This window comes from Pseudomonas sp. HN8-3, from assembly GCF_020790195.1.
In the GTDB taxonomy this organism is placed as follows: Bacteria; Pseudomonadota; Gammaproteobacteria; order Pseudomonadales; family Pseudomonadaceae; genus Aquipseudomonas; species Aquipseudomonas synxantha_A.
On sequence record NZ_CP086206.1, the window covers coordinates 1953907 to 1979636 of the forward strand.

Consider the following 25730-nt stretch of genomic DNA (forward strand, 5'->3'; position numbering starts at 1 on the left):
GCGGGCTTTCTTTTGCAGCACTACAGGTTCACAACCGGCAATTACTGCTTGGCAGGTTCTGCAGGTGCGGCAGGTGCAGCTTCTTTTGCAGCTTCGGCGTTCGATTCAGCCTGAGCTTTGGCAGCTTCGGCGTTTTCTTTCGCAGCGTCGTTCACTTTATCCTGTGCTTTAGCCATGTCTTGCTGTGCTTGCTCAGAATGTGCAGCGGCATCTTGGGCTTTGTCTTCGGATTTCTTGTCGCAGGCAGCCAGACCGAGTGCAGCGGCCAGCATCATGGAAATAGCTAATGTCTTGCGCATGGGGTGTTTCTCCTTATTGAAGATATCTACTGGCCTTTCGAACCCAAGGGGCCAGCATTAGTTCCTTTTGTCCCACAGATATATAACGCTTTTCGCACAAAAACTTTTTCCGGCGATTTAGTCCGCTGCTTTCACACTAATAAGAGTCTAAAAACAATGACCGAAAACCCCTTGTTAGAGCGTGCTGCGCGCTTTGTCTCGGCGCTGCGCCATTGTCAGGTGCTGGGTGTGGCTGTCCACGCTGCAAGCGAGGAGGGCATGACCCTGGTGTTGCCGTATGGGCCACATCTTGTTGCTGATCCCGCAACCTGCGTGATTCATGGTGGCGCCCTGACCTCGTTGATGGACACAGCCTGCGGCATGGCCACCTTGTGCGTATTATCCGAATTCGAGGTGTGCCCGACCCTGGACCTGCGTATCGACTACATGCGTGCAGCCGAGCCGCACAAGCCGGTGTATGGCTTCGCGCAATGTTACCGGGTGACCACCGATGTGATCTTCACGCGCGGGTTCGCCTATCAGGATGACCCGCAACAACCCATCGCCCATGTGGTGGGCACGTTCATGCGTATGGGCAAGCGCCTAAAAGGTACGCAAGGGCTGGGCAGCACGATCAAGGGAGAGCAGGCATGACGCATCGATTCAAGACCCGTCTGGAGCAGGCTCTCGAGCGTGGCAACTACGACGCCCTGCTGGGCTTGGTGCCCTACGCCAAGCTGATCGGCATCGAATGCACCCGTCTGGGAGATGAGCTGCTGTTTCGCCTGCCGGCCAACAAGGACAATATTGGTAACCCCATATTGCCAGCGTTGCACGGCGGGGTGATCGCCGGCTTCATGGAGCTGTCGGCGGCCCTGCATCTAAGGGTATTTACCGGGGCTCCGGGCCTGCCAAAAATCATCGATTTTTCCCTGGATTACCTGCGCGCCGGCCAGTTTCGCGACACTTACGCCAAATGCCAGGTGTGCCGCCAGGGCCGGCGCGTCGCCAATGTGGCGATCACCGCCTGGCAAACCACCGAGGCCGAGCCGATTGCCACCGCCCGCGCACATTTCAAGATTGAGGAATTGGCCCGCCCTTGAAATCCCGGTCTTAGCCCCCAACTTTGATGACAACCCGCCGCCAACCCTTTCGGGCGCGGCCACTGCCATCCAATTGGAGTTTGATGACCATGAGTGTGGAAACTCAAAAGGAAACCCTGGGCTTCCAGACCGAGGTGAAGCAACTGCTGCACCTCATGATCCATTCGCTGTATTCCAACAAGGAAATCTTCCTTCGCGAATTGATCTCGAACGCCTCTGACGCTGTCGACAAATTACGTTTCGAAGCCCTGTCCAAGCCTGAGTTGCTGGAAGGTGGCGCGGAACTGAAAATCCGTGTGAGCTACGACAAGGACGCCAAGACCGTCACGATCGAAGACAACGGTATCGGCATGAGCCGTGAAGACGCGATTACCCACTTGGGTACCATCGCCAAATCCGGCACCGCAGATTTCATGAAGAACCTGTCGGGCGACCAGAAAAAAGACTCTCATCTGATCGGCCAATTCGGCGTGGGCTTCTATTCGGCCTTCATCGTTGCCGACAAGGTTGAAGTATTCAGCCGTCGTGCCGGCCTCGACGCCAGCGAAGGCGTGCATTGGGCGTCCAAAGGCGAGGGCGAGTTTGAAATTGCCACTGTCGACAAGGCAGATCGCGGTACCCGCATCGTGCTGCACCTGAAATCCGGTGAAGACGAATTCGCTGATGGCTGGCGCCTGCGCAACATCATCAAGAAATACTCCGACCACATCGCTTTGCCGATCGAGCTGCCGAAAGAACAGACGGCTGCCGAAGGCGAAGAGAAGCCTGCCGAGGAATGGGAAACCGTCAACCGCGCCAGCGCCCTGTGGACCCGTCCGCGTACCGAGATCAAGGACGAGGAATACCAGGAGTTCTACAAGCACATCGGCCACGACTACGAAAACCCGCTGAGCTGGAGCCACAACAAGGTTGAAGGCAAGCTGGAATACAGCTCGCTGCTCTACGTACCGGCCCGTGCTCCGTTCGACCTGTACCAGCGCGAAGCGCCGAAGGGCTTGAAGCTCTACGTGCAGCGCGTGTTCGTGATGGACCAGGCGGAATCCTTCCTGCCGCTGTACCTGCGCTTTATCAAGGGCGTGGTCGACTCCAACGACCTGTCGCTGAACGTGTCGCGGGAAATCCTGCAAAAAGACCCGATCATCGACTCCATGAAGTCGGCGCTGACCAAGCGTGTGCTCGACATGTTGGAAAAACTGGCGAAGAACGAGCCTGAGCAATACAAGAGCTTCTGGAAAAACTTCGGTCAGGTGATGAAGGAAGGCCCGGCGGAAGACTTTGCCAACAAGGAAAAAATCGCCGGCCTGCTGCGTTTTGCTTCGACTCAGGGCGAAGACGGCGAGCAGGTTGTGTCCCTGGCTGACTACCTGGCACGCGCCAAGGAAGGTCAGGACAAGATCTACTACCTGACTGGCGAAACCTACGCGCAGGTTAAAAACAGCCCGCACCTGGAAGTCTTCCGCAAGAAAGGCATCGAAGTGCTGCTGCTGACCGACCGTATCGATGAGTGGCTGATGAGCTACCTCACCGAGTTCGACGGCAAGTCGTTCGTTGACGTTGCCCGTGGCGACCTGGACCTGGGCAACCTGGATTCCGAGGAAGACAAGAAAGCCGCCGAAGAAGTCGCCAAGTCCAAAGAGGGCCTGGTTGAACGGATCAAGGCGTCCCTGGGCGAAGCAGTCAGTGAAGTGCGTGTTTCCCACCGCCTGACCGACTCCCCGGCGATCCTGGCCATTGGCGAGCAGGACCTGGGCATGCAGATGCGTCAGATCCTTGAAGCCAGCGGCCAGAAGGTCCCGGACTCCAAGCCGATCTTCGAATTCAACCCGGCTCACCCGCTGATCGAGAAACTCGATGGCGAGCAGAGCGAAGAGCGGTTTGGCGACCTGTCGCACATCCTCTTCGACCAAGCGGCTCTGGCCGCTGGCGACAGCCTCAAAGACCCGGCCGCCTATGTGCGCCGACTGAACAAGCTGTTGGTTGAATTGTCGGTTTAACACCGTTGTAGAAAAAACCCGCTTCGGCGGGTTTTTTCGTTAATCCTCCTCAACTGGAGAAAATGATGAGCCAAGTCACAGTACGTTCCGTGGTCTATCAGATTGATGGCCAGTCTTATGAAAGCCGCCTGGCGTTCGATGCCAGCCACAAGGGCCCGCTGCCGGGGCTGCTGATGGCACCGAACTGGATGGGCGTGAGTGCGGGTGCCGAAGAAATCGCCAAGAGTGTTGCCGGCAAAGGCTACGTGGTGCTGATTGCCGACTTGTATGGGCAAACTGTACGCCCGACCAATGGCGATGAAGCCGGCGCAGCGATGATGCCGTTGAAAAATGATCGTCCATTGTTGAACAAGCGTATGCAGGCGGCCTTCGAGCAACTGCAAGGCCAGACCGAGGCAGCCGTTGATAAGTCGAAGCTGGCAACCTTCGGTTTCTGCTTCGGCGGTTGCTGCGCTCTGGAATTGGCACGTACCGGTGCGCCGGTGAAGGCGGCTGTCTCTTTCCACGGTACCCTCGACACGCCGAACCCGGCGGATGCGAAAAACATCAAGGGTTCAGTGTTGGTATTGCATGGTGCGTCCGATCCATTGGTGCCCAAAGAGCAACTGCCAGCGTTCGAAGGGGAAATGAACGCAGCGGGTGTGGATTGGCAGTTGCTGAGCTACGGCGGCGCAGTGCATTCCTTCACCGATCCCCATGCCAATGTGCCAGGCAAGATGATGTACGACGCGAAGACCGCTGCGCGGGCTTTCCAGTCGATGCATAACCTGTTGGATGAAGTGTTCAAGGGCTGACTCTGCGGCGCCTGACCTGACGCCATCGCGGGCATGCCCAGCTCCCACATTTTAAGGTGTACACCCATCCAGTGTGGGAGCTGGCTTGCCTGCGATAGCTATTTCACAGGCAACTCAATTCGTTCTGACTCCCCCGGCACCCTCGGCCAGTCCCCAGCAGCCCAGCGCTGTCTGGCGTGCTCGATCACTGCCGGATCGCTCGCCACGAAATTCCAGTTGATCCGCCGCGGCCCGTCCAGCGGCGCCCCGCCAAACACCACCACGTGGCAGTCGGTTTCGGCAAACAATGTCATCTCTTGCCCTGGCGGCAATACCACCAGGCTATGCACTGCCAGCGGCTCACCGTCGAGCTGCGCCTCACCTTCCAGCACATACACCGCGCGCTCCTCATGCTCATCGGGGATCAGCAAGGTGGTGGCTGTTTGCATCTGCACCTCGGCATACAACGTCGGCGAGAGCACCGGCACTGGTGACTTGAGACAGAAACCATCACCGGCAATCAGGCGCACCTGCACGCCCAGGTTATCGCTCACCGGCAAGCTCGCCGCCGGGTGATGGCTGTAATGGCCGGGGCCGGTCTCGTGGTCCTTGGGGGAGGCCAGCCACACCTGCAGGCCGTGCAGGTTGAAACCACTGGCCTTGAGCGCTTCGGGGGTACGCTCGACATGGGCAATCGCGCTGCCAGCGGTCATCCAGCTGACATCGCCGGCCTGCACCACCTGATCCGAGCCGAGGCTGTCCTTGTGCTGCAAGGCGCCTTCAAACAGGTAGGTGAGGGTAGACAGGCCGATATGCGGATGTTGGCGGATATTCATGCCGGTACCCGGTGCATAGGCGGTGGGCAGCATATGGTCGAAAAACACAAAGGGCCCGACGCTACGGCATTCACGGGAAGGCAGCGGGCGCAGGATCGGCTGCCCTTCGACATCTTCGGCGCGGGGGCGGATCACGGTAAGGGTGGTCATGGTGCATCCCTGTCTGAGCGGGTTGGATGCGTCTGAGCATAACCCGCCCGATGGGACGTTGGCGCTATGCGCTGAAGGCACCTTCCGATAATTTCGTCTCGATGCTGATTTCGGCGGTGGTCATCAGCTTGTGTACCGGGCACTTGTCCGCAACGCGATGCAACTCCTCGCGCTGCTCATCGCTCAGCACACCCTTGAGGGTCAATTTGACGCTGAGTTTGTATTTGCCTTTCTGCTCTTCGGCGGCGTCGTGGGTCACTTCAACGGTCACGCCGGTGAGCGGGATATCTTTCTTCTGCGCATAGAGCTTGACCGTCAGGGCTTTGCATGACGCCAGCGCAGCATCGAAATAGTCGTGGGGAGAGGGCGCCGAGTCGTCGCCACCCAGGCTCTTTGGCAGGTCGGTAAACAGTTCGTGGTGATTGATATTGACGCTGTGACGGAAGTTTTCAGCGTTCAATGTATTAACGGTAACAGGCATGGCGAACCTCTCAAGGGGCAGGATGAAGGTCATGCAGTTATAGAGCATGCTGGCGCCCAAGTGTTCCAGTTTTTCCGCGCTGAACCTCGAAGGTAGGCGCAAGGTCTACCCGTATCAGCCCTGATTGAGGTTTCACCGTGCTTCGGACCCGCCTGAGTCTTGCCTTGTTGCTCGCTGCCAGCAGCCTTGCCGCGCATGCCCGCGACTATGCCTACAGTGACGCGCACATGCATTACGTGGATTTTTTCCAGGAAACGGCAGGCATGGACAAACTGCTCAAGGCGATGTCCGAGAACCGCATCGAACATGTAATGATTTCCGGCATCCCCGTGGCCAAGAAATGGCACGAAGACGAGCCCAAGCGCCCCCGCTACTACGCTGGTGATGACGCCGATGCCTATTGGTACAGCGCCACCGATGTGATTGTCGCGGCAGCGGTCAATAAGCTGACCCCCGAGCAGCGCCAGCACTTTCACCCGTTCCTGGCCGGCTTCAACCCCAACGACAAGAACTCCGCTGCCCATATCCAGCGCATGATCGACCTCAACCCCGGCCTGTGGCAGGGTATCGGTGAAGTGTTTACCCGCCATGACGACCTTACCGCCCTGACCTCAGGCGACACGCCCCGCGCCAACAACGAAGCCATGACGCGTATCTACCACCTGGCCGCCGAAAACGACCTGCCCGTGATGCTGCACTCCAACATCACTTCCAAGCGAGAGCGTAACCCACTGTACCTGGCGGAAGTCGAAGAGCCGTTGCGTAACCACCCGCATACGCGCTTTATCTGGGCCCATGCTGGCACCAGCAAGGAAATTCACCGGCATCAGGTGCAGATGGACTTTTTGCTGCCCACCTTGAACCGCATGCTCGAGGCGTACCCCAACCTGTATATCGACCTGTCCTGGAGCATGCTCACGCCCTATCTGCTGGATGAGGCGGGTCAGCCTCGGCAGGAGTGGGTGAAGCTGGTGGAGCGCTTCCCTGAGCGCTTTATGCTGGGATCTGACGTGGTAGGGCGTTTCAATAAGTTAGGTAAGGAGATGCGTCGCTTCGAGCCCTTCCTCGATGCATTGCCCGAGGAGGTGGCGCACAAGGTGGCGCGGGATAATTTCCTTGCCATCCTGCCCAAGCCGCCTGGCAATGGTCAGGTGCATTGATATCGCGTTTTCGTCTTACATAAATGGCGGAGGGTGCCGATAACTTCCAAGACCACACTGCAGGTGGATGCAGTACTTTTTTGGAAGGAATCCAGGCATGAATATCCGTAGTTTGAATATCGCGCCTCGCGCCGGCTTGGGCTTTGGCGTGCTGGCCTTGATGGTATTCGCGTTGGGCGGCTTTGCCCTGTTGCAGATGGCCAATATGCGCCAGCAGTCGGACCAGGTAGAGAACAACTGGTTGCCCAGCGTCATGGCGGTGGGGGAGATGAATCAGGACCTGCTGCGCGTGCGTGCGCTGACCCTGCGCTTGTTGGTTAACCGCGATCCGCAGGCGCTGGCACAAAACGAGCAGAAACTGACCGACCTCAAGAATGGCATGCCCCATGCGCAAGCCCTCTACGAAGGGCTGATCGTGCTCCCTGAAGAGCGCACGCTGTTCGATCGTTTCAAGGCCCAGGAACAGCAATACCTGCAACGTCAGGATCAGGTAATGGCGTTTTCCAAGGCCAACCGGCTCGATGAAGCGATCAAAGTGGCCAACGGTGAGATGAATCAGCTCGCCGATCAAATCGCCGTCACGTTGCGCGATCTGGTCACCCTCAATAAAACCAGTGCCAACCAGGCGGCCAGCCTCGCGCAAAGCGTTTTCAGTCAGTCGCGTACCGGGGTGATTGGCATGATCATCCTCACGGCATTGATCACCATTGGCCTGGCGGTCTGGCTGACCCGCAGCATCGTGCTACCGCTGGCCCAATCGCTGAAAGTAGCTCAGGGCGTGGCCAGCGGCGACCTGACCGGTGAGATCCGCGTGAGCGGCAGCGATGAGCCGGCGCGTTTGCAGCAGGCTCTCAAGGGCATGCAAGAGAATCTGCGCGATACTATCCGGCGCATTGCTGAATCGTCCAACCAATTGGCTTCTGCTTCCGAAGAACTCAGTTGCGTGACGGAGGATGCCACGCGCGGCCTGCATCAGCAGAACCAGGAGATCGAACAGGCGGCCACGGCGGTCAACCAGATGACGGCGGCGGTGGAAGAGGTGGCGAGCAACGCGGTGGCCACGTCCCATGCTTCACGCGATTCTGACCGCATTGCCCAGCAGGGCCGTGAGCAGGTGCAGCAGACGGTGGTGTCGATTGAAGCCCTGGCTACCGATGTGACCGCCAATGTGACCCAGGTCGAGGCGCTGGCGCAAAAGGTCTATGGCATCAGTAAAGTCCTGGACGTGATTCGCTCGATTGCCGAGCAAACCAACCTGCTGGCACTGAACGCGGCCATTGAAGCGGCGCGAGCCGGGGATGCCGGGCGCGGTTTTGCGGTAGTGGCCGATGAAGTGCGTGCCTTGGCCCATCGCACGCAACAGTCGACCCAGGAAATCGAGCAGATGATCAGTGGGATTCAGCAGGGCACCGACCAGGCCGTCAGTTCCATGCAACAGAGCAACACGCGGGCGCGTTCCACGCTGGATATCGCCAAGTCTGCCGGCACGGCGCTGGAAGAGATCGCCTCGGCATTCACCCTGATCAACGAGCGCAACCTGTTGATTGCCAGTGCTTCGGAGCAGCAGGCAGCAGTGGCGCGGGAGGTGGATCGTAACTTGACGAATATCCGCGACCTGGCGCACCAGACGTCTGCCGGGGCGAACCAGACCAGCGCGGCGAGCCAGGAGTTGTCGCGGTTGGCGGTGGACCTGAATTCGATGGTGGCGCGGTTTTCGGTGTAGGGCGGGGAACCGGGTTGACCCGTTCGCAGGCAAGCCAGCTCCCACACTGGACTGCATTCCTTCAGGATGAACGCGATCGAAGGTGGGAGCTGGCTTGCCTGCGATGAAGGCGACGCGGTTTCAAATCAAAGCGCAAAAAAAAGCCCCGAACCAGTCGGGGCTTTTTCATGTGATCAACCTGCGAGGCTTACTTGCCCTGCCAGCGTTTCAGCACGAGGGTGGCATTGGTGCCACCGAAGCCGAAGCTGTTGCTCATCACGGTGTCGATTTTTGCATCTTCACGGGTCTTGGTCAGGATCGGCATATCAGCAACGGCTGGGTCCAGCTCGTCGATGTTGGCCGAGCCGGCCATGAAGTTGCCTTCCATCATCAGCAGGCAGTAGATCGCTTCGTGAACGCCGGCGGCGCCCAGGGAGTGACCCGACAGGCTCTTGGTAGAGCTGATGGCCGGAGCCTTGTCGCCGAATACCGCGCGCACGCCTTCCATTTCCTTGGCGTCGCCGACCGGAGTCGAGGTGCCGTGGGTGTTCAGGTAGTCGATTGGGGTATCAACGGTGGACATGGCCATCTGCATGCAGCGGATCGCGCCTTCGCCGCTTGGGGCAACCATGTCGTAGCCGTCGGACGTCGCGCCGTAGCCGACGATTTCCGCGTAGATCTTGGCGCCGCGGGCCAGAGCGTGTTCCAGCTCTTCAACCACGACCATGCCGCCACCGCCGGCGATGACGAAACCGTCACGCTTGGCGTCGTAGGCGCGAGAGGCTTTCTCTGGGGTTTCGTTGTACTGGGTGGACAGTGCGCCCATGGCGTCGAACAGGAACGACTGGCTCCAATGCTCTTCTTCACCGCCGCCGGCGAATACGATGTCCTGCTTGCCCAGCTGGATCTGCTCAACGGCAGTCCCGATGCAGTGGGCGCTGGTGGCGCACGCGGAGGAGATCGAGTAGTTCACACCCTTGATGGCGAACGGCGTCGCGAGGCAGGCGGAAACGGTGCTGCCCATGGTCCGCGTTACACGGTACGGGCCAACGCGCTTCACGCCTTTTTCGCGCAGGATATCCAGCGCTTCCATCTGGTTGAGGGTCGATGCGCCGCCGGAGCCGGCAATCAGGCCGGTGCGTACGTTCGAAACCTGGTCTTCGCTCAGGCCCGAATCGGCGATCGCGTCTTTCATGGCCAGGTAGGCGTAGGCGGCAGCGTGGCCGACGAAGCGATAGATCTTGCGATCGATCAGTTCTTCGAGGGGCAGGTCGATGGAGCCGGAAACCTGGCTACGCAGACCCATTTCGGCATATTCCGGGTTGAAGCGGATGCCAGGGCGACTTGCACGCAGGTTAGCGGTGACGGTCTCTTTGTCATTGCCCAGGCAAGAAACGATGCCCAGACCAGTGATAACGACGCGGCGCATGCGGATAACCCTTAAAAGTTGTCAGTGGAAGTGAATACGCCGACCCGAAGGCCTTCGGCAGTATAGATCTCGCGACCGTCGACAGTCACCGAACCGTCGGCGATGGCCAGGTTCAGCTTGCCCTTGAGGACGCGCTTGATTTGAATGTTGTAGGTGACTTTCTTGGCGGTCGGCAGGACTTGGCCAAAGAACTTCACTTCGCCCGAACCCAGGGCGCGACCGCGGCCCGGCAGGCCTTGCCAGCCCAGGTAGAAGCCGACCAGTTGCCACATGGCGTCGAGGCCCAGGCAGCCTGGCATCACAGGGTCGCCTTCGAAATGGCAGGCGAAGAACCAGAGGTCCGGGGTGATATCCAGCTCGGCGACCAATTCACCTTTGCCGTACTTGCCACCTTCTTCGCTGATATGGGTGATGCGATCCACCATCAGCATGTTCGGGGCGGGCAGTTGCGCGTTACCTGGGCCGAACAGCTCACCGCGACTGCAGCGCAGCAGGTCTTCCCGAGTAAAGGCGTTTTGTTTGGTCATGCGAGCTCCTCAATAATCCCATGCGGCTGGGTTGGGCAAATCTTCCCGAACCGAATGAAGCGTTCATGCCTCATAGCGGCAGCCTACACATAGACTATTGCGTTGTAGTGAAAGTCACAGCGGCAAGGCACTCAATGTACACTTGTTCACTGAAATTTTAAACCGGGCCTGTTTATCGGCCCGTTCGGGTGCCTAAGACTGCCGCACTTTCGTCTTTCACGCCAGTCGCAGTTGGTTGATGGCGCGGCGCTATTGCACCCAGCGTTGCAGGATTTGCTGCAAATCCGTGCGTTTGAACGGCTTGGCCAGGTAATCGTTCATTCCGGCTGCCAGACAGGCTTCGCGGTCGCCCTGCAAGGCATTGGCCGTCAGGGCGATGATCGGCAGATCGGCGCAGCCAGGCAGTTGGCGAATCTGGCGAGTAGCTTCGTAGCCGTCGATCAATGGCAGCCGGCAATCCATCAGGATAGCAGTGAAGATCAGGCTCTCGGCGCTGCGGATCGCCTCGGCGCCGTCGGTGGCCAGGCTGACTTCAAAGCCCAGGCTGCGCAGCATTGCTTCGACCACGGTACGGTTGACCGGGTTGTCTTCCACCAGCAATACGTGGCGTCCGTCGCCGGCACTGGCCTTGCCGAGGGCGTCGGGCGTAATGGCCTGTACTTGTTGCTGATCGATGGCCAGCGGGATTTCCAGGGTAAACACCGAGCCCCGGCCTTCTTCGCTTTGGGCCCGCAAGGTGCCACCCATGCGTTCGGCCAGGGTGCGGGCGATGGGCAAGCCCAGGCCAGTCCCGCCGTAGCGTCTGGAAATGGAGCTGTCGGCCTGCTGGAACGCATCGAACATCAGCTCCAGGCGTTCGGCGCAAATACCGATACCGCTGTCGCGCACGGTGCAGGTGAACCACACCAGTTCGTGGTCCAGGGTTTGCCAATGGGGCTCGACGGTCACGCTGCCGCGTTCGGTAAATTTCAACGCATTACCGATCAGGTTTACCAGGATCTGCCGGATCCGCGTCGGATCGCCTCGCACCCGTAGGGCCTCCATGCCCGCAGGAATCGGCAGCTCCAGGCTCAGCCCGCGTTGCTGGGCACTGTGCTGGAAGGCTTGGGCGCAACTGTTGATCAGGTCGGCAAGGTTGAACGCGATATGTTCCAGTTCCAGGGCGGCGCGCTCAATGCGTGAGAAGTCGAGGATGTCGTTGATCACCTTGAGCAGGTGCTCGGTGGACTCGGAGGCCAGCGCCGCGTACTCGGTCTGTTCGGCAGTCATGTCGGTGGTTTCCAGCAGTTGCAACATGCCCAGCACGCCGTTCATGGGCGTGCGCAGTTCATGGCTCATCATCGCCAGGAAATCTGATTTGGCATTGTTCGCGCGCTCGGCCTCCTCGCGGGTCTGGATCAACTGGGCCATGGCTTGTTGCTGCTCGCGACTGGCCTGGTTCAGGCCTTCGGCCAGGTTGTTGATATGCCGCGAAAGGTCACCCAGCTCCGAGTCATCGACAATCGGTAGCGGGGTTTTGTAATCGCCTTGCTGGATAGCCTTGACCGCATGGCCCATCGCGCTTATTGGTTGCGACAGGCTTGCCGCCAGGCGTCGTGCCAGCAGGAAGGTAAACAGCAAGGCGAACAGCGCCAGGATCCCGGCCTTGAACAGGATTTCCTGCTGGCGCTGGCTGAACGCGTCATTGGACATGCCGACAATCACCCGCCCCAGGTAGTCGGCTCGGGGTGCCTTGGGTTCGTTGAGGTTGTCCTGGAAAAAGTCATTGTTGAGCTGGATGTGTTGCAGGCGGATTGGCGCCTGGAACACCTTCACGGACAGCGAGCGGTCATGTCTTTCCGACGGCTGCTCGACATACACCAGAATGTTTTCGGCGCTGTTCTGAATCTCCAGGAAGCGCACGTGAGGCGTGGCCAAGGTCGCACGCAGCAGCGCTTCAAGCACATCGTTGTTGCCGGAAATCACTCCATACTCAGTCGCGGGCGCCAGTTGGTTGGCGATCAATTGGCCGGTGTGGTCCAGCTCCTGGCGCAAATCCTGGATCCGTACGAAGGTAAAGAAGCTGATCAACAGCAGGGTCAACAATAACGCGGGGCCCAGGGTAATGAGCTGGGTGCGGGTGTTGATATCCCAACGGCGACGCAAGGTCATGGGCGTTTCTCTCCTTCGGCCAAGCGGGCGGCGACGGCGGTTTCATCAACCTGTTCGATGCCCAGTGAGCGCGCGACTTGCGGGTTGCCCACGACTTTGAAGTGTTGCGGGTACAACGTGTGCGGCCAATTGGCCGGCGGGTGATCCAGCAGGCGGTCGAGCACGGCAAGCCAGTCGGGCTGATCGCTGTAGGTGCTGGCCAGGCTGCCGGCCCGGACAAACCCGGCATTGGGCCCTATCAGGGGCAGTTGCTGGGCGTAGCTGCTCAGCAACAGGTTCTTTACCGTTTTGGGGTTGTACAGTTGCGGGTCGTCAAGGCCGAGCAGCACATCGCTGTTCTTGAACAGGGTTTGCAGCGGGCGGCTGTCACTGGTGTTGTCCCAGAGCTGAGGCACGATTTCCAGGCCCAGGGGGGTGGCAAACCGGATCAGCTCGCGCAGCAGGAATTCACTGTCGGCACCGTAAAGCACACCGATGCGTCGTGCCTGCGGCAGGGTGTCGGCGATCAGGCGCAACTGGCGCTCCAGCGGCGGGTCGCTCCATAGCAGGCTGATTTTGGCCGGGTGCGTATTACCCAGGCGTTGCCGCGCCTGCAGGCGGCTGATGCGCAGCACCAGGGTCGGCGGTCCCTGGGTATCCAGCAGGCGCCAATCGAGGCTGGGCAGGTCCAGGAGGATCAAGCGAGTGCCGGCGGGCAACTGGCTCGGTGTCGGCAAGTCCTTGAGCGGGGTGAAGCTGACCCGGTCGTCGGGGCGCTGCTGGGCAAGGGCCTGGGTGAAGGCTTGCACCCCGGCGCCGTCTTCGGCAGCCGTCAGCAGGATATCGGCACTCCACGCCGGCACCGCCAGCAGCAGGCACGCGAGCAGCACGCCACGGCGCCACAATCGTGAAAGCAGCAAGAGGGTCATCCGTGACTGATCGGCCATGTCAGAAGTCCAGCTCGGCGCTGAAGTAGAGAACGTGACGATGGTCGTAATTATTGTCGGCCCAGGTGGTGGGCTGGTCATCAAGGCGTTGCTGCAACATGCCGGCCAGCTCCACATTGGTTTTGCCCACGGCAATGCGTTTGGCTACCCGCAGGTCGACCCGTTGGAAGCGATACTGGTTAAGAGCGTCGTCGCCATAGTAGAACAGGGCGCTGGACCACCCTTGGCCCCACTCGCGCAGCCAACCGGCCGAGCCGCTGTTGCGCGCGGTTTGCGCCTTGTCCCGTGGGTTGCTGGAAGTAGCGTCGACATAAGCGTAGGTCAGGCGCAGGCGGTCGGTGTTGCTCATGCGCCAGTCGAACTGTGATTCGGCACCGGTAAAGCGCGAGCTGTTGGCGTTGCTGGCGATGTATTGGTTGTTGCGCAGCGGCGAGCTGATCATGTCGGTGATTTCGTCATAGAACAGCTTCACGTCGACATTCAGCCCCAGGTCGGCAAAGAACCCGTTGTAGCCCAGTTCTCGGGAGCGCATCAACTCTTTGTCGAGGTCGCCAGGGCCGCGCGTCACGACAAAATATTGCCCGGAGTTTTGTCCGTAGGCCGGGGAGCTGAGGTTGTTGACGCGGTAGCTCCAATTGACGTTGTTCTCGAACATGTCCGGCGAGCGGATCGCCTCGGAGTAAACCGCCCGCAACCCGTGACGCGGGTTGATCAGGTAATTGACCGCCACACGCGGCGTCAGTGAGTCGCCGCTCAGGTGACTGTCTTCGTACATGGCGCCACCCTGCAGCAGCCAGTGTTCGCTGGCCCGCCATTCCAGGTGCCCGAACAGGCGCCAGGTGGTGTCGTCCAGGGTTCCATTGAAGTAGGTATCCGAGTCGGCGCGGTCATAGCGATAGTTGATGCCGCTGACCAGGCGCAAGCTGTCGGATAGGCTCAAGGTGTCCTGGATCTCCACGTCGTAGCGGCTTTCGCGGGTGCTTTGGTCGATATCGCCGCAGACGGTGTCCTTGCCGCCGTGGTTCTTCCATTGATCCAGCACCTGGTTGGCCAATGCCTGCTCGGCGGCGCTTCCCGGGGGTGGAGAGCCTTGGCTGTAGGTGTCCATGTGCCGCGCCAACAGTTCGGCATAGTTGGGGTTCAGTTGCCACAACTGGGTCAGCTGCGGGCTGAACGAGACCTTGGCATCACAGGCTTTCCAGACCTGTCGGCGGTCCCATTGCTGGGCTGAACCCTGGATATACAGACTGTGATCGGGATTGAAGTCGAAATTCCAGCGCAAAGAGCCAGCGTAGTCCTTGGCGACAACATCGGAATTGCTGCCGCCTTCGCTGATCCCGTCAAACACCGGGGTGTAGGTATAAGGGCGCTGATTGGTGCCTTCCTTGGCATTGAGTTGCCAGTCGATACTTTGTTGCGCGTTCAGCGTCTGGCTCACCGCCAGGCTGAAACGGTTGAGACGGCGACCGTCACGGCGGTCGGCGCCGACCGCGTCGCTGTCAAAACCGTCGTCCTGTTGCCCGGACAGGGATAAGCGCAAATCGCCGGTTTCCCAACCCACGCCCTGGCTGGCATAGAAGTCGTTGATCCCCCGTTCGCCGCGGGTGACCTTCACCCGCGAGCCCTGGCTGTTGGCGGGGGAACGGGTGAGGATATTGACCACCGCCATCAGTGCATTGGCGCCATAGCTGACGGTATTGGGGCCGCGAAATACCTCAATGCGTTCGATATCTTCCATGGCCACCGGGATATCGCTCCAGTCCACCGTGGCCAGGCCGGCGCGGTACACCGAACGCCCGTCGATCAGCACCTGCATCCGCCGCGCATCACTGGCGCTGGTGCCGTGGTAGTTGACCGACGCCTGGTTGCCGGTGGTATAGCCGACCATCATCCCGGGAACCAGGCGCAGCAGTTCGGCGATGTCCCGGGCGCCGCTGGCCTTGATCAGCTCACTGTCGATCACCGTCATGCTGCCGGGCACGGCGGCGGCCGATTGCTTGAGGCGCGTGGCGGTCAACACCTGCGGCAGCGGCTGGCTGTCGAGAAACAGATCGTCAGCCAGGGCAGGTACGCTGCACAACAGCATCAACCATAGAGATGAGCGAGGAGGAGGGCCCAGGTACACGGCACGGCCTTGTTAATGACGGATAGCCGCCCATGTTAACTGAGGTGGGGCTATTTGCCAGTCGTCGGACTTGCAATTACTTCGTACAAACGTGGCATTTTCCGACAAGTGCGCGAATTGATACGGGGGCTGGCCGCAAGCCGGGCGGCCCGTATAATGCCGCCATCGCCATTGGTATGGATTAACGGATTGCATATGACTCAACAGCGCCCTATTGCGGTCCTGGGAGGCGGAAGTTTTGGCACCGCCGTGGCTAACCTGCTGGCCGAGAACGGCCACGCCGTGCGTCAGTGGATGCGCGACCCCGAGCAGGCTGAAGCCATTCGCGTGCACCGGGAAAACCCCCGTTACCTTAAAGGCATCAAGATTCATCCAGCTGTCGAACCGGTTACCGACCTGCTGGAAACGCTCACTGCGTGCGACCTGTGCTTCGTCGCGCTGCCCTCCAGTGCGTTGCGCTCAGTGCTGGCGCCGCACGCCGAGCGCCTGGCAGGCAAGTTGCTGGTCAGCCTGACCAAAGGCATTGAGGCCCAGACCTTCAAACTGATGAGTGAAATCCTCACCGAGATTGCCCCACTGGCGCGCATTGGCGTGCTGTCCGGCCCGAACCTGGCGCGGGAGGTGGCCGAACACGCCTTGACCGCCACGGTGGTCGCCAGTGAAGACGACGCCTTGTGTGAGCAGGTACAGGCCGTGCTGCATGGCCGCACCTTCCGGGTCTACGCCAGCGCCGATCGCTTTGGTGTCGAGTTGGGCGGGGCGCTGAAAAACGTCTACGCGATCATTGCCGGCATGGCCGTCGCCTTGGGCATGGGTGAAAACACCAAGAGTATGCTGATCACCCGTGCGCTGGCCGAGATGACCCGCTTTGCGGTGAACCAGGGTGCCAACCCGATGACGTTCCTGGGCCTTGCGGGCGTGGGTGACTTGATCGTCACCTGCTCATCGCCCAAAAGCCGCAACTATCAGGTAGGTTTTGCCCTGGGCCAAGGGCTGAGCCTGGAAGACGCTGTGACGCGTCTGGGTGAAGTGGCCGAAGGGGTCAACACCCTCAAGGTATTGAAGGCCAAGGCCCAGGAAGTGGGGGTGTATATGCCGCTGGTCGCCGGTTTGCACGCGATCCTGTTCGAAGGGCGCACCTTGGAGCAGGTCATCGAGTTGCTGATGCGGGCCGAGCCCAAGACCGATGTCGACTTTATTTCTACCAGTGGTTTCAACTGAGGAACGCGCCATGAACGATCCGAAAGCAGCCCCCAAATATGAGTCGATTGCCTTGCGCATTCTGTGGATGCTGGCGTTTGCGCTGGTGTGGCAGGTGGCGCAATTGCTGCTCGGCGCGTTGGTGGTGGTGCAATTGATTTACCGGCTTGTCTACGGTGCGCCGAACCTGGGCCTGATGAATTTTGGCGATAGCCTCAGCCAGTTCCTGGCGCAGATCGGCCGCTTCGGTAGCTTCCACACCGACCAAAAGCCTTGGCCGTTTGCCGATTGGCCAGCCCCGCGTGCACCCGAAGGCGAAGCCGCCCACAGCGTGCCGCCAGCACCGCACCCGGTGCGTGATGAAGAGCCAAAGCTATGAAGTTGTGGGTTTTGCGCCACGGGGAGGCCCAGGTGCACGCCCGCACGGACGCTGAACGCAATCTTACCGAGCATGGCCGTGCCGAAGTATTGCTCAGCGCTGCGCACCTGATCGGGCAGCCTCTCAGTGCCATCATCGCCAGCCCTTATGTGCGGGCGCAGCAGACGGCTCAATTGGTGCGCGGAGTTTTGGGGTTCGAGCCGGATGTGCGCACGGTGCCGTGGCTGACGCCTGATGGTGATGTTCAGCAGGTGCTGAGGGAGCTTGATACTGATGACAACGTGTTGCTGGTCAGCCATCAGCCTTTGGTGGGCAGTTTGATCAGCTTTTTGCAGCATGGGCATCAGCGCCAGCCACAGCCGATGTATACGGCCAGCCTGGCGGAGCTTGAGGGGGATTTTCCGCTGGCGGGTTTGATGAGTCTGGTGGGGGTGAAGAATCCCGAGGCATAAGGGGCGAGGCTGGGCCTGTGGCGAGGGAGCTTGCTCCCGTGACGACCTGTAAGTCGCCGAATCGATATCTGATGTGCTGGGGTCCAAATGTGGGAGGGGGCTTGCCCCCGATGGCGGCCTGAGGGCCGGCCAGGATGTTGGATCAAATCGAGTACATATCCATTGCTGCGGTAACGGCTGATATTGGTTCCGCTCTTACAGCGGGTCACTTTCGAAAAGCGCGAAAGTAACCAAAGCGCTCTTGCCCCACCACTCGGCACCTCGCTTAGGCTCGGTGTGCCCGTAATCCGCCATGGATTTGGGGGGCCGCCGCCACGCGCCATCCATGGCGCGGGGCGGCTAAACCGGCATCCCTGCCGGTTTACCCCCCAAATCCCTGTCGAATTCCGGCCAGCGTGGTTTGACGGGGCGCCTGAGATCAAGAGCAGATCAAGATCAAGATCAAGAGCGGCTCGCTTCGCATCGTGGTTACGGTTGGCTGTTCTGTGTTCCCTGAGAAATGGTTGGCTTTGTGTGTGCTATACAGTCAGCCAAGCAAGTGCTTGGTTGGCTGTATCTCGGATCACAAAGGAGCGCGTCCCATGCCTGTCGCTTTTCGTTTGCCGTTGCAGGTCTTCTTCGAGCGTGAAGCGCGGCACCCGCGTAAGGTTTTTCTGGTGCAGCCCATTGACGGTGGCGAGGTGCAGACCCTCACCTGGGGCGATGTCGGCCACCAGGCCCGGTGCGCTGCCCACTGGTTGCGTGCACGTGACTTGCCCCAAGGTTCGCACATCGCCCTGATCTCGAAAAACTGCGCACACTGGATCATCGCCGATCTGGCGATCTGGATGGCCGGGCACGTTTCGGTGCCGCTTTATCCCAACCTCACCGCTGACTCTGTCGCCCATGTGCTGACCCATTCCGAGGCGGCGTTGGCGTTGATCGGCAAGCTCGATGACTGGCCGGCAATGGCGCCGGGTGTGCCAGCGGGTGTGCCAACCATTAGCCTGCCGCTGTGCCCGGCGGGGACGTTCGATTTCAGCTGGGCGGACCTGCAAGCCTGCTCACCGATCCAGGACCACCCCGAACCCCTTGGCTCGACACTGGCCACCATCGTCTATACCTCCGGGACGACCGGTTTGCCGAAGGGTGTGATGCAAACGTTCGGGGCACTGGGCTTCGCTGCCACCCGCGGCACCGAGTTGTTCGGCCTGGGGGAGGGCGATCGGTTGCTGTCCTACCTGCCGCTGTGCCACGTCGCCGAACGCATGTTTGTGGAAATGGCGGCGATCTACACCGGGCAAACCGTATTTTTTGCGCAAAACCTGGATACCTTCCTGCAAGATTTGCGCAGGGCACGGCCGACGGCCTTGTTTGGCGTGCCACGTATCTGGACCAGGTTCCAGTTGGGTGTCTATGCCAAGATCCCGGAAAAACGCCTCGACACCCTGTTACGCCTGCCTTTTATCGGCAAGCGCGTCGGTCATAAAGTGCTCGCGGGACTGGGGCTGGATGCACTGCGTATTGCCCTGTCCGGTGCGGCACCCGTGCCCGAGGCCTTGCTGGGTTGGTATCAGCGCCTGGGCCTGGACGTGCAGGAGGTGTACGGCATGAGCGAAAACTGCGGCTATTCCCATGTGTGCCGCCCCGGTGCACAGACGCTGGGTTGGATCGGCCTGCCCTGCCCAGGCGTAGAAGTGCGCATCGACCCATCAGGCGAAGTGCAGGTACGCAGCGACGCGACCATGCTGGGCTACTTCAAGGACCCGCAAAAAACCGCTGAGACCCTTACCGAAGATGGCTTCCTGCGTACCGGCGACAAGGGTGAGCAGGACGCAGACGGCCGTCTGCGCTTGACCGGGCGCCTCAAGGAGATTTTCAAGACCAGCAAAGGCAAATACGTGGCCCCGGCGCCGATTGAAAATCGCCTGGCCGAACATGCACGCATCGAACAGGTGTGTGTAGTCGGCGAGGGGCTTGGCGCACCGATCGGGCTATGCGTGTTGTCGGCACAGGGCCAAGCCCGCCAAACGCTTGAAACCCACCTTGACCACTGGCTGGCACAGGTCAACGCCGGGCTGGATAAACATGAGCGCTTGCGCCAATTGGTGGTGGTGAAAGACAACTGGGCGGTGGAAAACGGCTTTCTCACGCCGACCTTGAAGATCAAGCGCAACGTGATCGAGTCGACGTACGGGCCACATTTGCATACTTGGAGCGAGCGCGCTGAAACCGTTCTGTGGCAGGATTAGGATCGTAATAAAACCAACAAGGACAACCCTATGAGCCTGTGGCGCACCCAACCGAATATCGAACAACTCAACGCGATCCAGAAAAACACCATCGGTGAGTTGCTCGATATTCGTTTCGAAAGCTTCGACGAGCACTCCCTCACTGCCAGCATGGCGGTCGATCACCGCACCCATCAGCCCTACGGCCTGCTGCATGGTGGCGCCTCGGTGGTGTTGGCCGAGAGCGTCGGCTCCATGGCTGCTTACCTGTGCATCGACGCCAGCAAGTTTTATTGCGTGGGCCTTGAGGTCAATGCCAACCACCTGCGTGGCGTGCGCAGCGGGCGGGTGACGGCGGTGGCCAAGGCCATTCATATCGGGCGCACTACACAGGTATGGGATATCCGCCTGAGCAGCGATGATGGCAAGGCCAGTTGCGTCTCGCGCCTGACCATGGCCGTGGTGCCGCTGGGCGAAAACCCGCCGGCACGATAGGCGTGGCGTGAGTGTCATCATTCCTGGCAGTTACAGTCATTGCTGTAGGCGGCCGGTATGGTGACAATCAACCTCTGTTTTTATCGATGGAACCTGTATGTCGCAGCACGTGTTTTTTACCCACGCCAATGGCTTCCCTTCGGCCACCTACGGCAAGCTGTTTGCCGCGCTGGCCCCGGAATATACGGTGGCGCATCTGCCCCAGCACGGTCACGACCCCAGGTTCCCGGTGGATGATAACTGGCAGAACCTGGTGGACGAGTTGATCCACCACCTTGAGCAACAGCCGGAACCCGTGTGGGGCGTCGGCCATTCCCTCGGTGGCGTGCTGCATTTGCACGCGGCCATGCGTTGCCCGCAGTTGTACCGTGGCGTGGTGATGCTGGATTCGCCGGTGCTCACTCGTGCCGACCGCTGGGTGATCCGCGCCGCCAAGCGCTTTGGTTTTATCGACCGCCTGACCCCGGCCGGACGTACCCTTGGCCGGCGTGAAGAATTCACCGACCTGGACACCGCGCGCAGCTACTTCGCCGGCAAAACCCTGTTTCGTGGCTTCGACCCCGAATGCTTTGACGCGTATTTGCAGCATGGCTTGCAGCAAGTCGGCGACCGCCTGCGCCTGCGCTTCGACCCGGCCACCGAAATCAGCATCTACCGGGGCGTGCCGCACACCAGCCCGGGCCAGGTACGCCAGCTGAAAGTGCCACTGGCCGTGGTGCGTGGTCGCCAGAGCCGAGTGGTCATGCGTCACCATGCCAGCGGCGTCGGCCGCTTGCCCATGGGCGAAATGCTCACTATGCCAGGCGGTCATATGTTCCCCCTCGAACGCCCCCAGGACACGGCTGCCTTGATCAAGAACCTGTTCGCCCGCTGGCAAGCCCGCGAGCGCAGTTGCGCATGAGTACACCGGTCGAAGAGGTTCGCCTGAGCCTGGGGCATATCGAATTGGCCGCGCACCTGTTCGGGCCCGAGGATGGCCTGCCAGTGATTGCCCTGCATGGCTGGCTGGACAACGCCAACAGTTTTGCGCGCCTGGCGCCGAAGCTGCACGGGTTGCGCATCATCGCTCTGGATATGGCTGGGCACGGGCATTCGGCCCATCGCCCGGCAGGCGCCGGTTACGCCTTGTGGGATTACGTCTACGACGTGCTGCAGGTGGCCGAACAACTGGGGTTGAAACGTTTTGCATTACTTGGCCACTCCCTGGGCGCCATCGTCTCGCTGGTGTTGGCCGGGGCGCTGCCGGAGCGAGTGACGCACCTGGGTTTGATCGACGGTGTGATCCCGCCGACCGCCAGCGGCGAGAATGCAGCCGAGCGTCTGGGCATGGCCTTGCAGGCGCAACTGAACCTGCAAGAAAAGCGCAAGCCAGTCTACAACACCCTCGAAAAAGCGGTTGAAGCGCGAATGAAGGGCGTGGTGGCGGTCAGTCGTGAAGCGGCGCAACTGCTGGCCCAGCGCGGTTTGATGCCGGTACCGGACGGTTACACCTGGCGCAGCGACAGTCGCCTGACCCTGGCATCGCCGATGCGTCTGACCGATGAACAGGCCATGGCTTTTGTGCGTCGCGTCAGTTGCCCGGCGCAGTTGGTGGTGGCGGCTGACGGCATGTTGGCGAAACATGCTGAATTGCTTTCTCAGCTACCCTTCAGCGTTACTACGCTGCCAGGTGGCCATCATTTGCACCTGAATGATGAGTCCGGCGCCGCTCTTGTTGCAGACTGTTTCAATCGGTTCTTCTCCACGCCTTGACTTGGCGGGGTCAACTGCCGAGGCTGGGCGGATTGAAAGGGAGTCAACCATGAACACACTCAACATCGCTATGACCTCCATTGGCCAGGGCCTATCGATCCGATGAGCCTGGGTAAAGGATGTATCCGTGCCCTTGGCCTTTGCTGTTTCAGCCCCCTGGTGTTTGCCGCCGATGTGCCAGGCAGCCAGGATTTACCTGCCGTGTCCCGCCAGGTTGACGCGCAAATTGTCGACTATCGCCCCGCTGAAGAGAAGGAACGCATCTACCCCATGGGCGCGATTCGCAAGATCAGCGGCCAGTTGCGTTATGAAGGCCAGGCCACTGCGCGCGGCCAAGCCACTGCAATCACCTATGAACTGCCTGCGGAGCACAGCTCCAGCGCCGCCTTTACTGCAACGCGTGAAGCTTTGCAGGCCAAGGGCGCGCAGCTGTTGTTCTGGTGCCAGGCCCGCGATTGCGGCGAGAGCAGCCTGTGGGCCAATGAAGTGTTCGGCAACGCCAAGCTGGTGGGGGCCGACGGCCAGCAGGAATACCTGCTACTGCGCCTGGCCGCCCCGCAGAACAACTCGCTGGTCGCGCTGTACGGCATTACTCGCGGCAACCGACGCGCTTACCTGCATGTGGAGCAACTCGATGCCAGCGCGCCCTTGGGCGATCTGCTACCCACCTCGGCCACCCTGCTGCGAGAGCTCAAAAGCACGGGCGAGCTGGATCTCCCTGCATTGGCCGCCGAGCCTGATGACACCTGGCTGACCTTGATTTCCCGTGGGTTGAACCTTGATACCACCTTGCGCGTGAGCCTGACCGGCCCGAAAGCCGAGGCCTGGCGCCAGGCACTGGTCGACAAGGGCGTACGCGCCGCACGCCTGGAAACCGGCAGCGGTGACGCTAAGGGTTTGCACCTGCATCTGATACGCTGACCGTTACAAGGCGAACGGACCCGTGCCGTTCGCCTAAGCTCTCTTCCTACAGCCTTATTCTCGAGATACCCGATGCTCAATAACGATCGCCTGCTGGTGCAAATCCTGCTGCTGGTGCTGTTTGGCGCCAGCTTCTGGGTCATGGCGCCGTTCTGGTCGGCGCTGTTCTGGGGCGCGGTGCTGGCGTTTGCCAGTTGGCCGCTGATGCGTTTGCTCACTCGCTGGCTGGGCGGGCGGGAGTCTCTGGCTGCCGGCATCCTGACCCTGGGCTGGATGCTGCTGGTGGCGGTGCCGCTGGTATGGCTGGGGTTCAACCTGGCCGACCATGTGCGCGATGCGGTGGCGCTGATTAAAGACATTCAGGTCGACGGCTTGCCCGAGGCGCCGACCTGGTTGGGCTCGATCCCGTTCGTCGGCGAGCGCCTGGTGGCGATGTGGGACAGCATTGACCAACAAGGCGCGGCGCTGATGGTCAGCATCAAGCCGTACCTCGGCCAGGTCGGCAACTGGTTGCTGGCACGCAGTGCGCAAATTGGCGGCGGTATTCTTGAGCTGACCCTGAGCCTGGTCTTCGTGTTCTTTTTCTACCGTGATGGGCCGCGCCTGGCGATGTTTGTGCACCGTCTGCTGGAGCGGCTGATCGGTGAACGTGCCGGCTATTACATCGAGCTGGTGGCCGGTACGGTGCAGCGGGTGGTCAATGGTGTGATCGGCACTGCGGCGGCCCAGGCCTTGCTGGCGCTGATCGGCTTCCTGATCGCCGGCGTGCCGGGTGCGCTGGTGCTGGGTGTTGTTACCTTCCTGCTCAGCCTGATCCCCATGGGCCCACCGCTGGTGTGGATTCCGGCCACGGCCTGGCTGGCGTGGAAGGGTGACTACACCTATGCGGTGTTCCTGGGGGTATGGGGTACGTTTGTGATCAGCGGTGTGGACAACGTGCTCAAGCCGTATCTGATCAGTCGTGGCGGTAACCTGCCGTTGGTGATTGTGCTGCTGGGGGTGTTTGGGGGGTTGATCGCCTTTGGCTTTATCGGGCTGTTTATCGGGCCGACGCTGCTGGCGGTGGCGTACAGCCTGTTGACGGACTGGAGCGCTACCCAGGCGCAAGTGCGTCGTGACGACAAGCCGTGTAATTGAGGGGGCTAGGCATCAGGATGTGATGCGACGCTGCACCTGTGGGAGGGGGCTTGCTCCCGATGTCGGCCTCAGGGCCGGCCAGGATGCTGGATCCGACTGAGTACATATCCGTTATTTGGGTAACGGCTGATATTGGTTCCGCTTTTACAGCGGGTCACTTTTGAAAAGCGTGTACGGACCGGACACATGGTTGACGGGTGTGCGGGGACATGGTGGACACTTTTCGGCGAGCCAACTTCGCCGGAAAGCCATCATGCCTTGGAACACGAGAGATACCATGAGCCTGAAAGAAGAGTTCGTTGCCTTAGCACGGCAGCCCGGCAGTAATAAAAGAGAACTGTGTCGACGCTTCGGCATCAGCCCGCAAACGGCCTATAAATGGCTCAAACGATACGAGATGCAAGGGCAGTCGGGGCTGCAAGAAAAGTCCCGAAAACCAGCTACCAGTCCCAAACTGACCAATGCGGCCCTGGAGGCGGAGGTCGTAGCGCTCAGGCAGGAACATCCGGCCTGGGGCGGACGCACAATCAGCAGCATCTTGAAAAAGCAAATTGCTCCCAGCACAGTAACTAACGTGCTGCACCGACACGACCTGATTCAGCCCGTTCAGAAGGAACAGGAAGCAAAGCTGAGATTTGAACACGATGCGCCTAACGACCTTTGGCAGATGGACTTCAAAGGGCATTTTGCAACTCAAGAAGGTCGATGCCATCCCCTGACCTTGTTGGATGATCACTCGCGATTCAATTTAGCTATTCAGGCGTGTGATAACGAACGCGGGGGCACAGTGAAGGAGAAGATGATTGAGGTATTCCAACGCTTCGGATTGCCCGCTCGTATCAATGTTGATAACGGTCCTCCATGGGGATCGCCGCGCAACCCCGGTGAAATCACAGAGTTAAGTATCTGGTTGATTAGCTTGGGAATCCGGATCAGTTTCAGTCGCCCCCATCACCCTCAAACCAACGGAAAGATCGAGCGCTTTCATCGATCACTCAAGGCAGAGGTGCTTAATGGGCGGCAATTTTCCACGATCAAGGAGGCTCAAACCGCATTTGATCAGTGGCGTGAGGTTTATAACCTGCAGCGTCCTCATCAAGCACTGGACTACAAGGTGCCCATGGACCGGTATCGGTCCAGCCCTTGGGCTTACCCGCAGCAGTTATCACCCTTCGAGTACGGGCCGGATGATGTGTCGATCAAGGCGTATCACAGCCGATTTCGTTTTCAGAAACGCTATTTCAGCATCGCCAAGGGCCTGAATGGTCATCACATCGGAATACGACCTAACCCTGAAAAAGACGGTCTCTTTGATGTTTACTTCTGCCATCACTTTCTAAGAACGATCGACCTGAGCAAACCTGACTATGGCCCATAATGTGTCAACCATGTCCCCGCACATGTGTCCACCATGTGTCCGGTCTATACAAAAAGCGCAAAAGTAACCCAAACGCTCTTGCCCCACCACTCGGCACCTCGCCTAGGCTCGGTGTGCCCGTAATCCGCCATGGATTTGGGGCGGCTAAACCGGCATCCCTGCCGGTTTAGC

23 protein-coding genes and 2 pseudogenes are annotated in these 25730 nt (G+C 60.1%); 17 read left to right on the forward strand and 8 right to left on the reverse strand.

The genetic code is table 11. The annotated features are described in order from the left end of the window. Nucleotides 1–41: 41 nt before the first annotated feature. Nucleotides 42–299: a hypothetical protein gene (locus LJX92_RS08900; protein ID WP_005786587.1), complete on the reverse strand. Its 258-nt coding sequence runs from the start codon at nucleotides 297–299 to the stop codon at nucleotides 42–44. 156 nt (nucleotides 300–455) lie between these two features. Here LJX92_RS08900 and LJX92_RS08905 point away from each other — a divergent pair, with 156 nt between their 5' ends. From LJX92_RS08905 to LJX92_RS08920, 4 genes are all read left to right on the forward strand, one after another. After that, the gene (locus LJX92_RS08905) at nucleotides 456–932 is read left to right on the forward strand and encodes a PaaI family thioesterase (RefSeq protein WP_032877090.1); all 477 of its coding nucleotides are present in this window, start codon (nucleotides 456–458) and stop codon (nucleotides 930–932) included. Next, the gene (locus tag LJX92_RS08910) at nucleotides 929–1381 is read left to right on the forward strand and encodes a PaaI family thioesterase (protein ID WP_005786590.1); all 453 of its coding nucleotides are present in this window, start codon (nucleotides 929–931) and stop codon (nucleotides 1379–1381) included. The genes LJX92_RS08905 and LJX92_RS08910 overlap by 4 nt, the downstream gene beginning before the upstream one ends. An 89-nt stretch (nucleotides 1382–1470) precedes the next feature. Then, nucleotides 1471–3375, forward strand: coding sequence for a molecular chaperone HtpG (gene htpG / locus LJX92_RS08915; RefSeq protein ID WP_005786592.1), 1905 nt, complete (start codon nucleotides 1471–1473; stop codon nucleotides 3373–3375). Nucleotides 3376–3440: 65 nt separating this feature from the next. Continuing rightward, nucleotides 3441–4169, forward strand: a complete 729-nt coding sequence (locus tag LJX92_RS08920; protein WP_032877089.1) for a dienelactone hydrolase family protein — start codon at nucleotides 3441–3443, stop codon at nucleotides 4167–4169. Between the two features lie 98 nt (nucleotides 4170–4267). On the opposite strand, the gene LJX92_RS08925 is transcribed toward LJX92_RS08920, so the two are convergent. Further along, on the reverse strand, nucleotides 4268–5134 hold the full coding sequence (locus LJX92_RS08925; protein WP_032877088.1) for a pirin family protein: 867 nt from the start codon (nucleotides 5132–5134) through the stop codon (nucleotides 4268–4270). A gap of 64 nt (nucleotides 5135–5198) precedes the next feature. Next, a complete protein-coding gene (locus LJX92_RS08930; protein WP_005786596.1) occupies nucleotides 5199–5615 on the reverse strand; it encodes an OsmC family protein in 417 nt (138 codons plus the stop codon). Nucleotides 5616–5752: 137 nt separating this feature from the next. Here LJX92_RS08930 and LJX92_RS08935 point away from each other — a divergent pair, with 137 nt between their 5' ends. The 3 genes and pseudogenes from LJX92_RS08935 to LJX92_RS27070 all read left to right on the forward strand — a co-directional run. Beyond that, entirely contained in the window at nucleotides 5753–6775 is a 1023-nt protein-coding gene (locus LJX92_RS08935; protein ID WP_164699499.1) for an amidohydrolase family protein, read from the forward strand. Between the two features lie 160 nt (nucleotides 6776–6935). Beyond that, nucleotides 6936–7595, forward strand: a pseudogene (locus LJX92_RS27065) (MCP four helix bundle domain-containing protein); the annotation flags it as partial. A 306-nt stretch (nucleotides 7596–7901) separates the two neighbouring features. Further along, nucleotides 7902–8498: pseudogene (locus LJX92_RS27070) on the forward strand (methyl-accepting chemotaxis protein); the annotation flags it as partial. 187 nt (nucleotides 8499–8685) lie between these two features. Here LJX92_RS27070 and fabB read toward each other — a convergent pair. The 5 genes from fabB to LJX92_RS08965 all read right to left on the reverse strand — a co-directional run bounded on the left by fabB (nucleotide 8686) and on the right by LJX92_RS08965 (nucleotide 15635). Next, the gene (fabB, locus tag LJX92_RS08945) at nucleotides 8686–9906 is read right to left on the reverse strand and encodes a beta-ketoacyl-ACP synthase I (protein WP_005786601.1); all 1221 of its coding nucleotides are present in this window, start codon (nucleotides 9904–9906) and stop codon (nucleotides 8686–8688) included. Between the two features lie 11 nt (nucleotides 9907–9917). Next, nucleotides 9918–10433: a 3-hydroxyacyl-[acyl-carrier-protein] dehydratase FabA gene (gene fabA / locus LJX92_RS08950; RefSeq protein WP_003210552.1), complete on the reverse strand. Its 516-nt coding sequence runs from the start codon at nucleotides 10431–10433 to the stop codon at nucleotides 9918–9920. A 249-nt stretch (nucleotides 10434–10682) separates the two neighbouring features. Next, nucleotides 10683–12584 carry an ATP-binding protein gene (locus LJX92_RS08955; RefSeq protein WP_032877085.1) on the reverse strand — a complete coding sequence of 634 codons (1902 nt, stop codon included), beginning with the start codon at nucleotides 12582–12584 and terminating at the stop codon, nucleotides 10683–10685. Beyond that, complete coding sequence (locus tag LJX92_RS08960) at nucleotides 12581–13510, reverse strand: ABC transporter substrate-binding protein (RefSeq protein ID WP_078820727.1); 930 nt, start codon at nucleotides 13508–13510, stop codon at nucleotides 12581–12583. The genes LJX92_RS08955 and LJX92_RS08960 overlap by 4 nt, the downstream gene beginning before the upstream one ends. Nucleotide 13511: 1 nt before the next feature. Beyond that, nucleotides 13512–15635 carry a TonB-dependent receptor plug domain-containing protein gene (locus LJX92_RS08965; RefSeq protein WP_316247298.1) on the reverse strand — a complete coding sequence of 708 codons (2124 nt, stop codon included), beginning with the start codon at nucleotides 15633–15635 and terminating at the stop codon, nucleotides 13512–13514. Nucleotides 15636–15830: 195 nt separating this feature from the next. On the opposite strand from LJX92_RS08965, the gene LJX92_RS08970 reads away from it, so the two are divergent. The 10 genes from LJX92_RS08970 (at nucleotide 15831) to LJX92_RS09015 (ending at nucleotide 25559) form a co-directional block, all read left to right on the forward strand. Beyond that, nucleotides 15831–16856 (forward strand): NAD(P)H-dependent glycerol-3-phosphate dehydrogenase, encoded by a 1026-nt coding sequence (locus LJX92_RS08970; RefSeq protein WP_005786614.1) that lies wholly within the window; start codon nucleotides 15831–15833, stop codon nucleotides 16854–16856. Between the two features lie 10 nt (nucleotides 16857–16866). After that, nucleotides 16867–17214 (forward strand): DUF4389 domain-containing protein, encoded by a 348-nt coding sequence (locus LJX92_RS08975; RefSeq protein WP_032877083.1) that lies wholly within the window; start codon nucleotides 16867–16869, stop codon nucleotides 17212–17214. Further along, nucleotides 17211–17666 carry a phosphohistidine phosphatase SixA gene (sixA, locus tag LJX92_RS08980; protein ID WP_032877082.1) on the forward strand — a complete coding sequence of 152 codons (456 nt, stop codon included), beginning with the start codon at nucleotides 17211–17213 and terminating at the stop codon, nucleotides 17664–17666. Before LJX92_RS08975 ends, sixA begins: the two co-directional genes overlap by 4 nt. 581 nt (nucleotides 17667–18247) lie before the next feature. Next, nucleotides 18248–19897 carry an AMP-binding protein gene (locus LJX92_RS08985; protein ID WP_228309601.1) on the forward strand — a complete coding sequence of 550 codons (1650 nt, stop codon included), beginning with the start codon at nucleotides 18248–18250 and terminating at the stop codon, nucleotides 19895–19897. Between the two features lie 30 nt (nucleotides 19898–19927). Further along, entirely contained in the window at nucleotides 19928–20371 is a 444-nt protein-coding gene (locus LJX92_RS08990; protein ID WP_032877080.1) for a hotdog fold thioesterase, read from the forward strand. Between the two features lie 97 nt (nucleotides 20372–20468). After that, entirely contained in the window at nucleotides 20469–21272 is an 804-nt protein-coding gene (locus LJX92_RS08995) for an alpha/beta fold hydrolase (protein ID WP_122733907.1), read from the forward strand. Continuing rightward, nucleotides 21269–22123: an alpha/beta hydrolase gene (locus LJX92_RS09000; protein WP_032877078.1), complete on the forward strand. Its 855-nt coding sequence runs from the start codon at nucleotides 21269–21271 to the stop codon at nucleotides 22121–22123. The genes LJX92_RS08995 and LJX92_RS09000 overlap by 4 nt, the downstream gene beginning before the upstream one ends. Nucleotides 22124–22225: 102 nt before the next feature. Beyond that, entirely contained in the window at nucleotides 22226–23044 is an 819-nt protein-coding gene (locus LJX92_RS09005; protein WP_148852271.1) for a DUF4892 domain-containing protein, read from the forward strand. Nucleotides 23045–23116: 72 nt separating this feature from the next. Next, complete coding sequence (locus tag LJX92_RS09010) at nucleotides 23117–24181, forward strand: AI-2E family transporter (protein ID WP_228309603.1); 1065 nt, start codon at nucleotides 23117–23119, stop codon at nucleotides 24179–24181. 253 nt (nucleotides 24182–24434) lie between these two features. Further along, nucleotides 24435–25559, forward strand: coding sequence for an IS481 family transposase (locus LJX92_RS09015; protein WP_228309606.1), 1125 nt, complete (start codon nucleotides 24435–24437; stop codon nucleotides 25557–25559). Nucleotides 25560–25730: the final 171 nt, after the last annotated feature.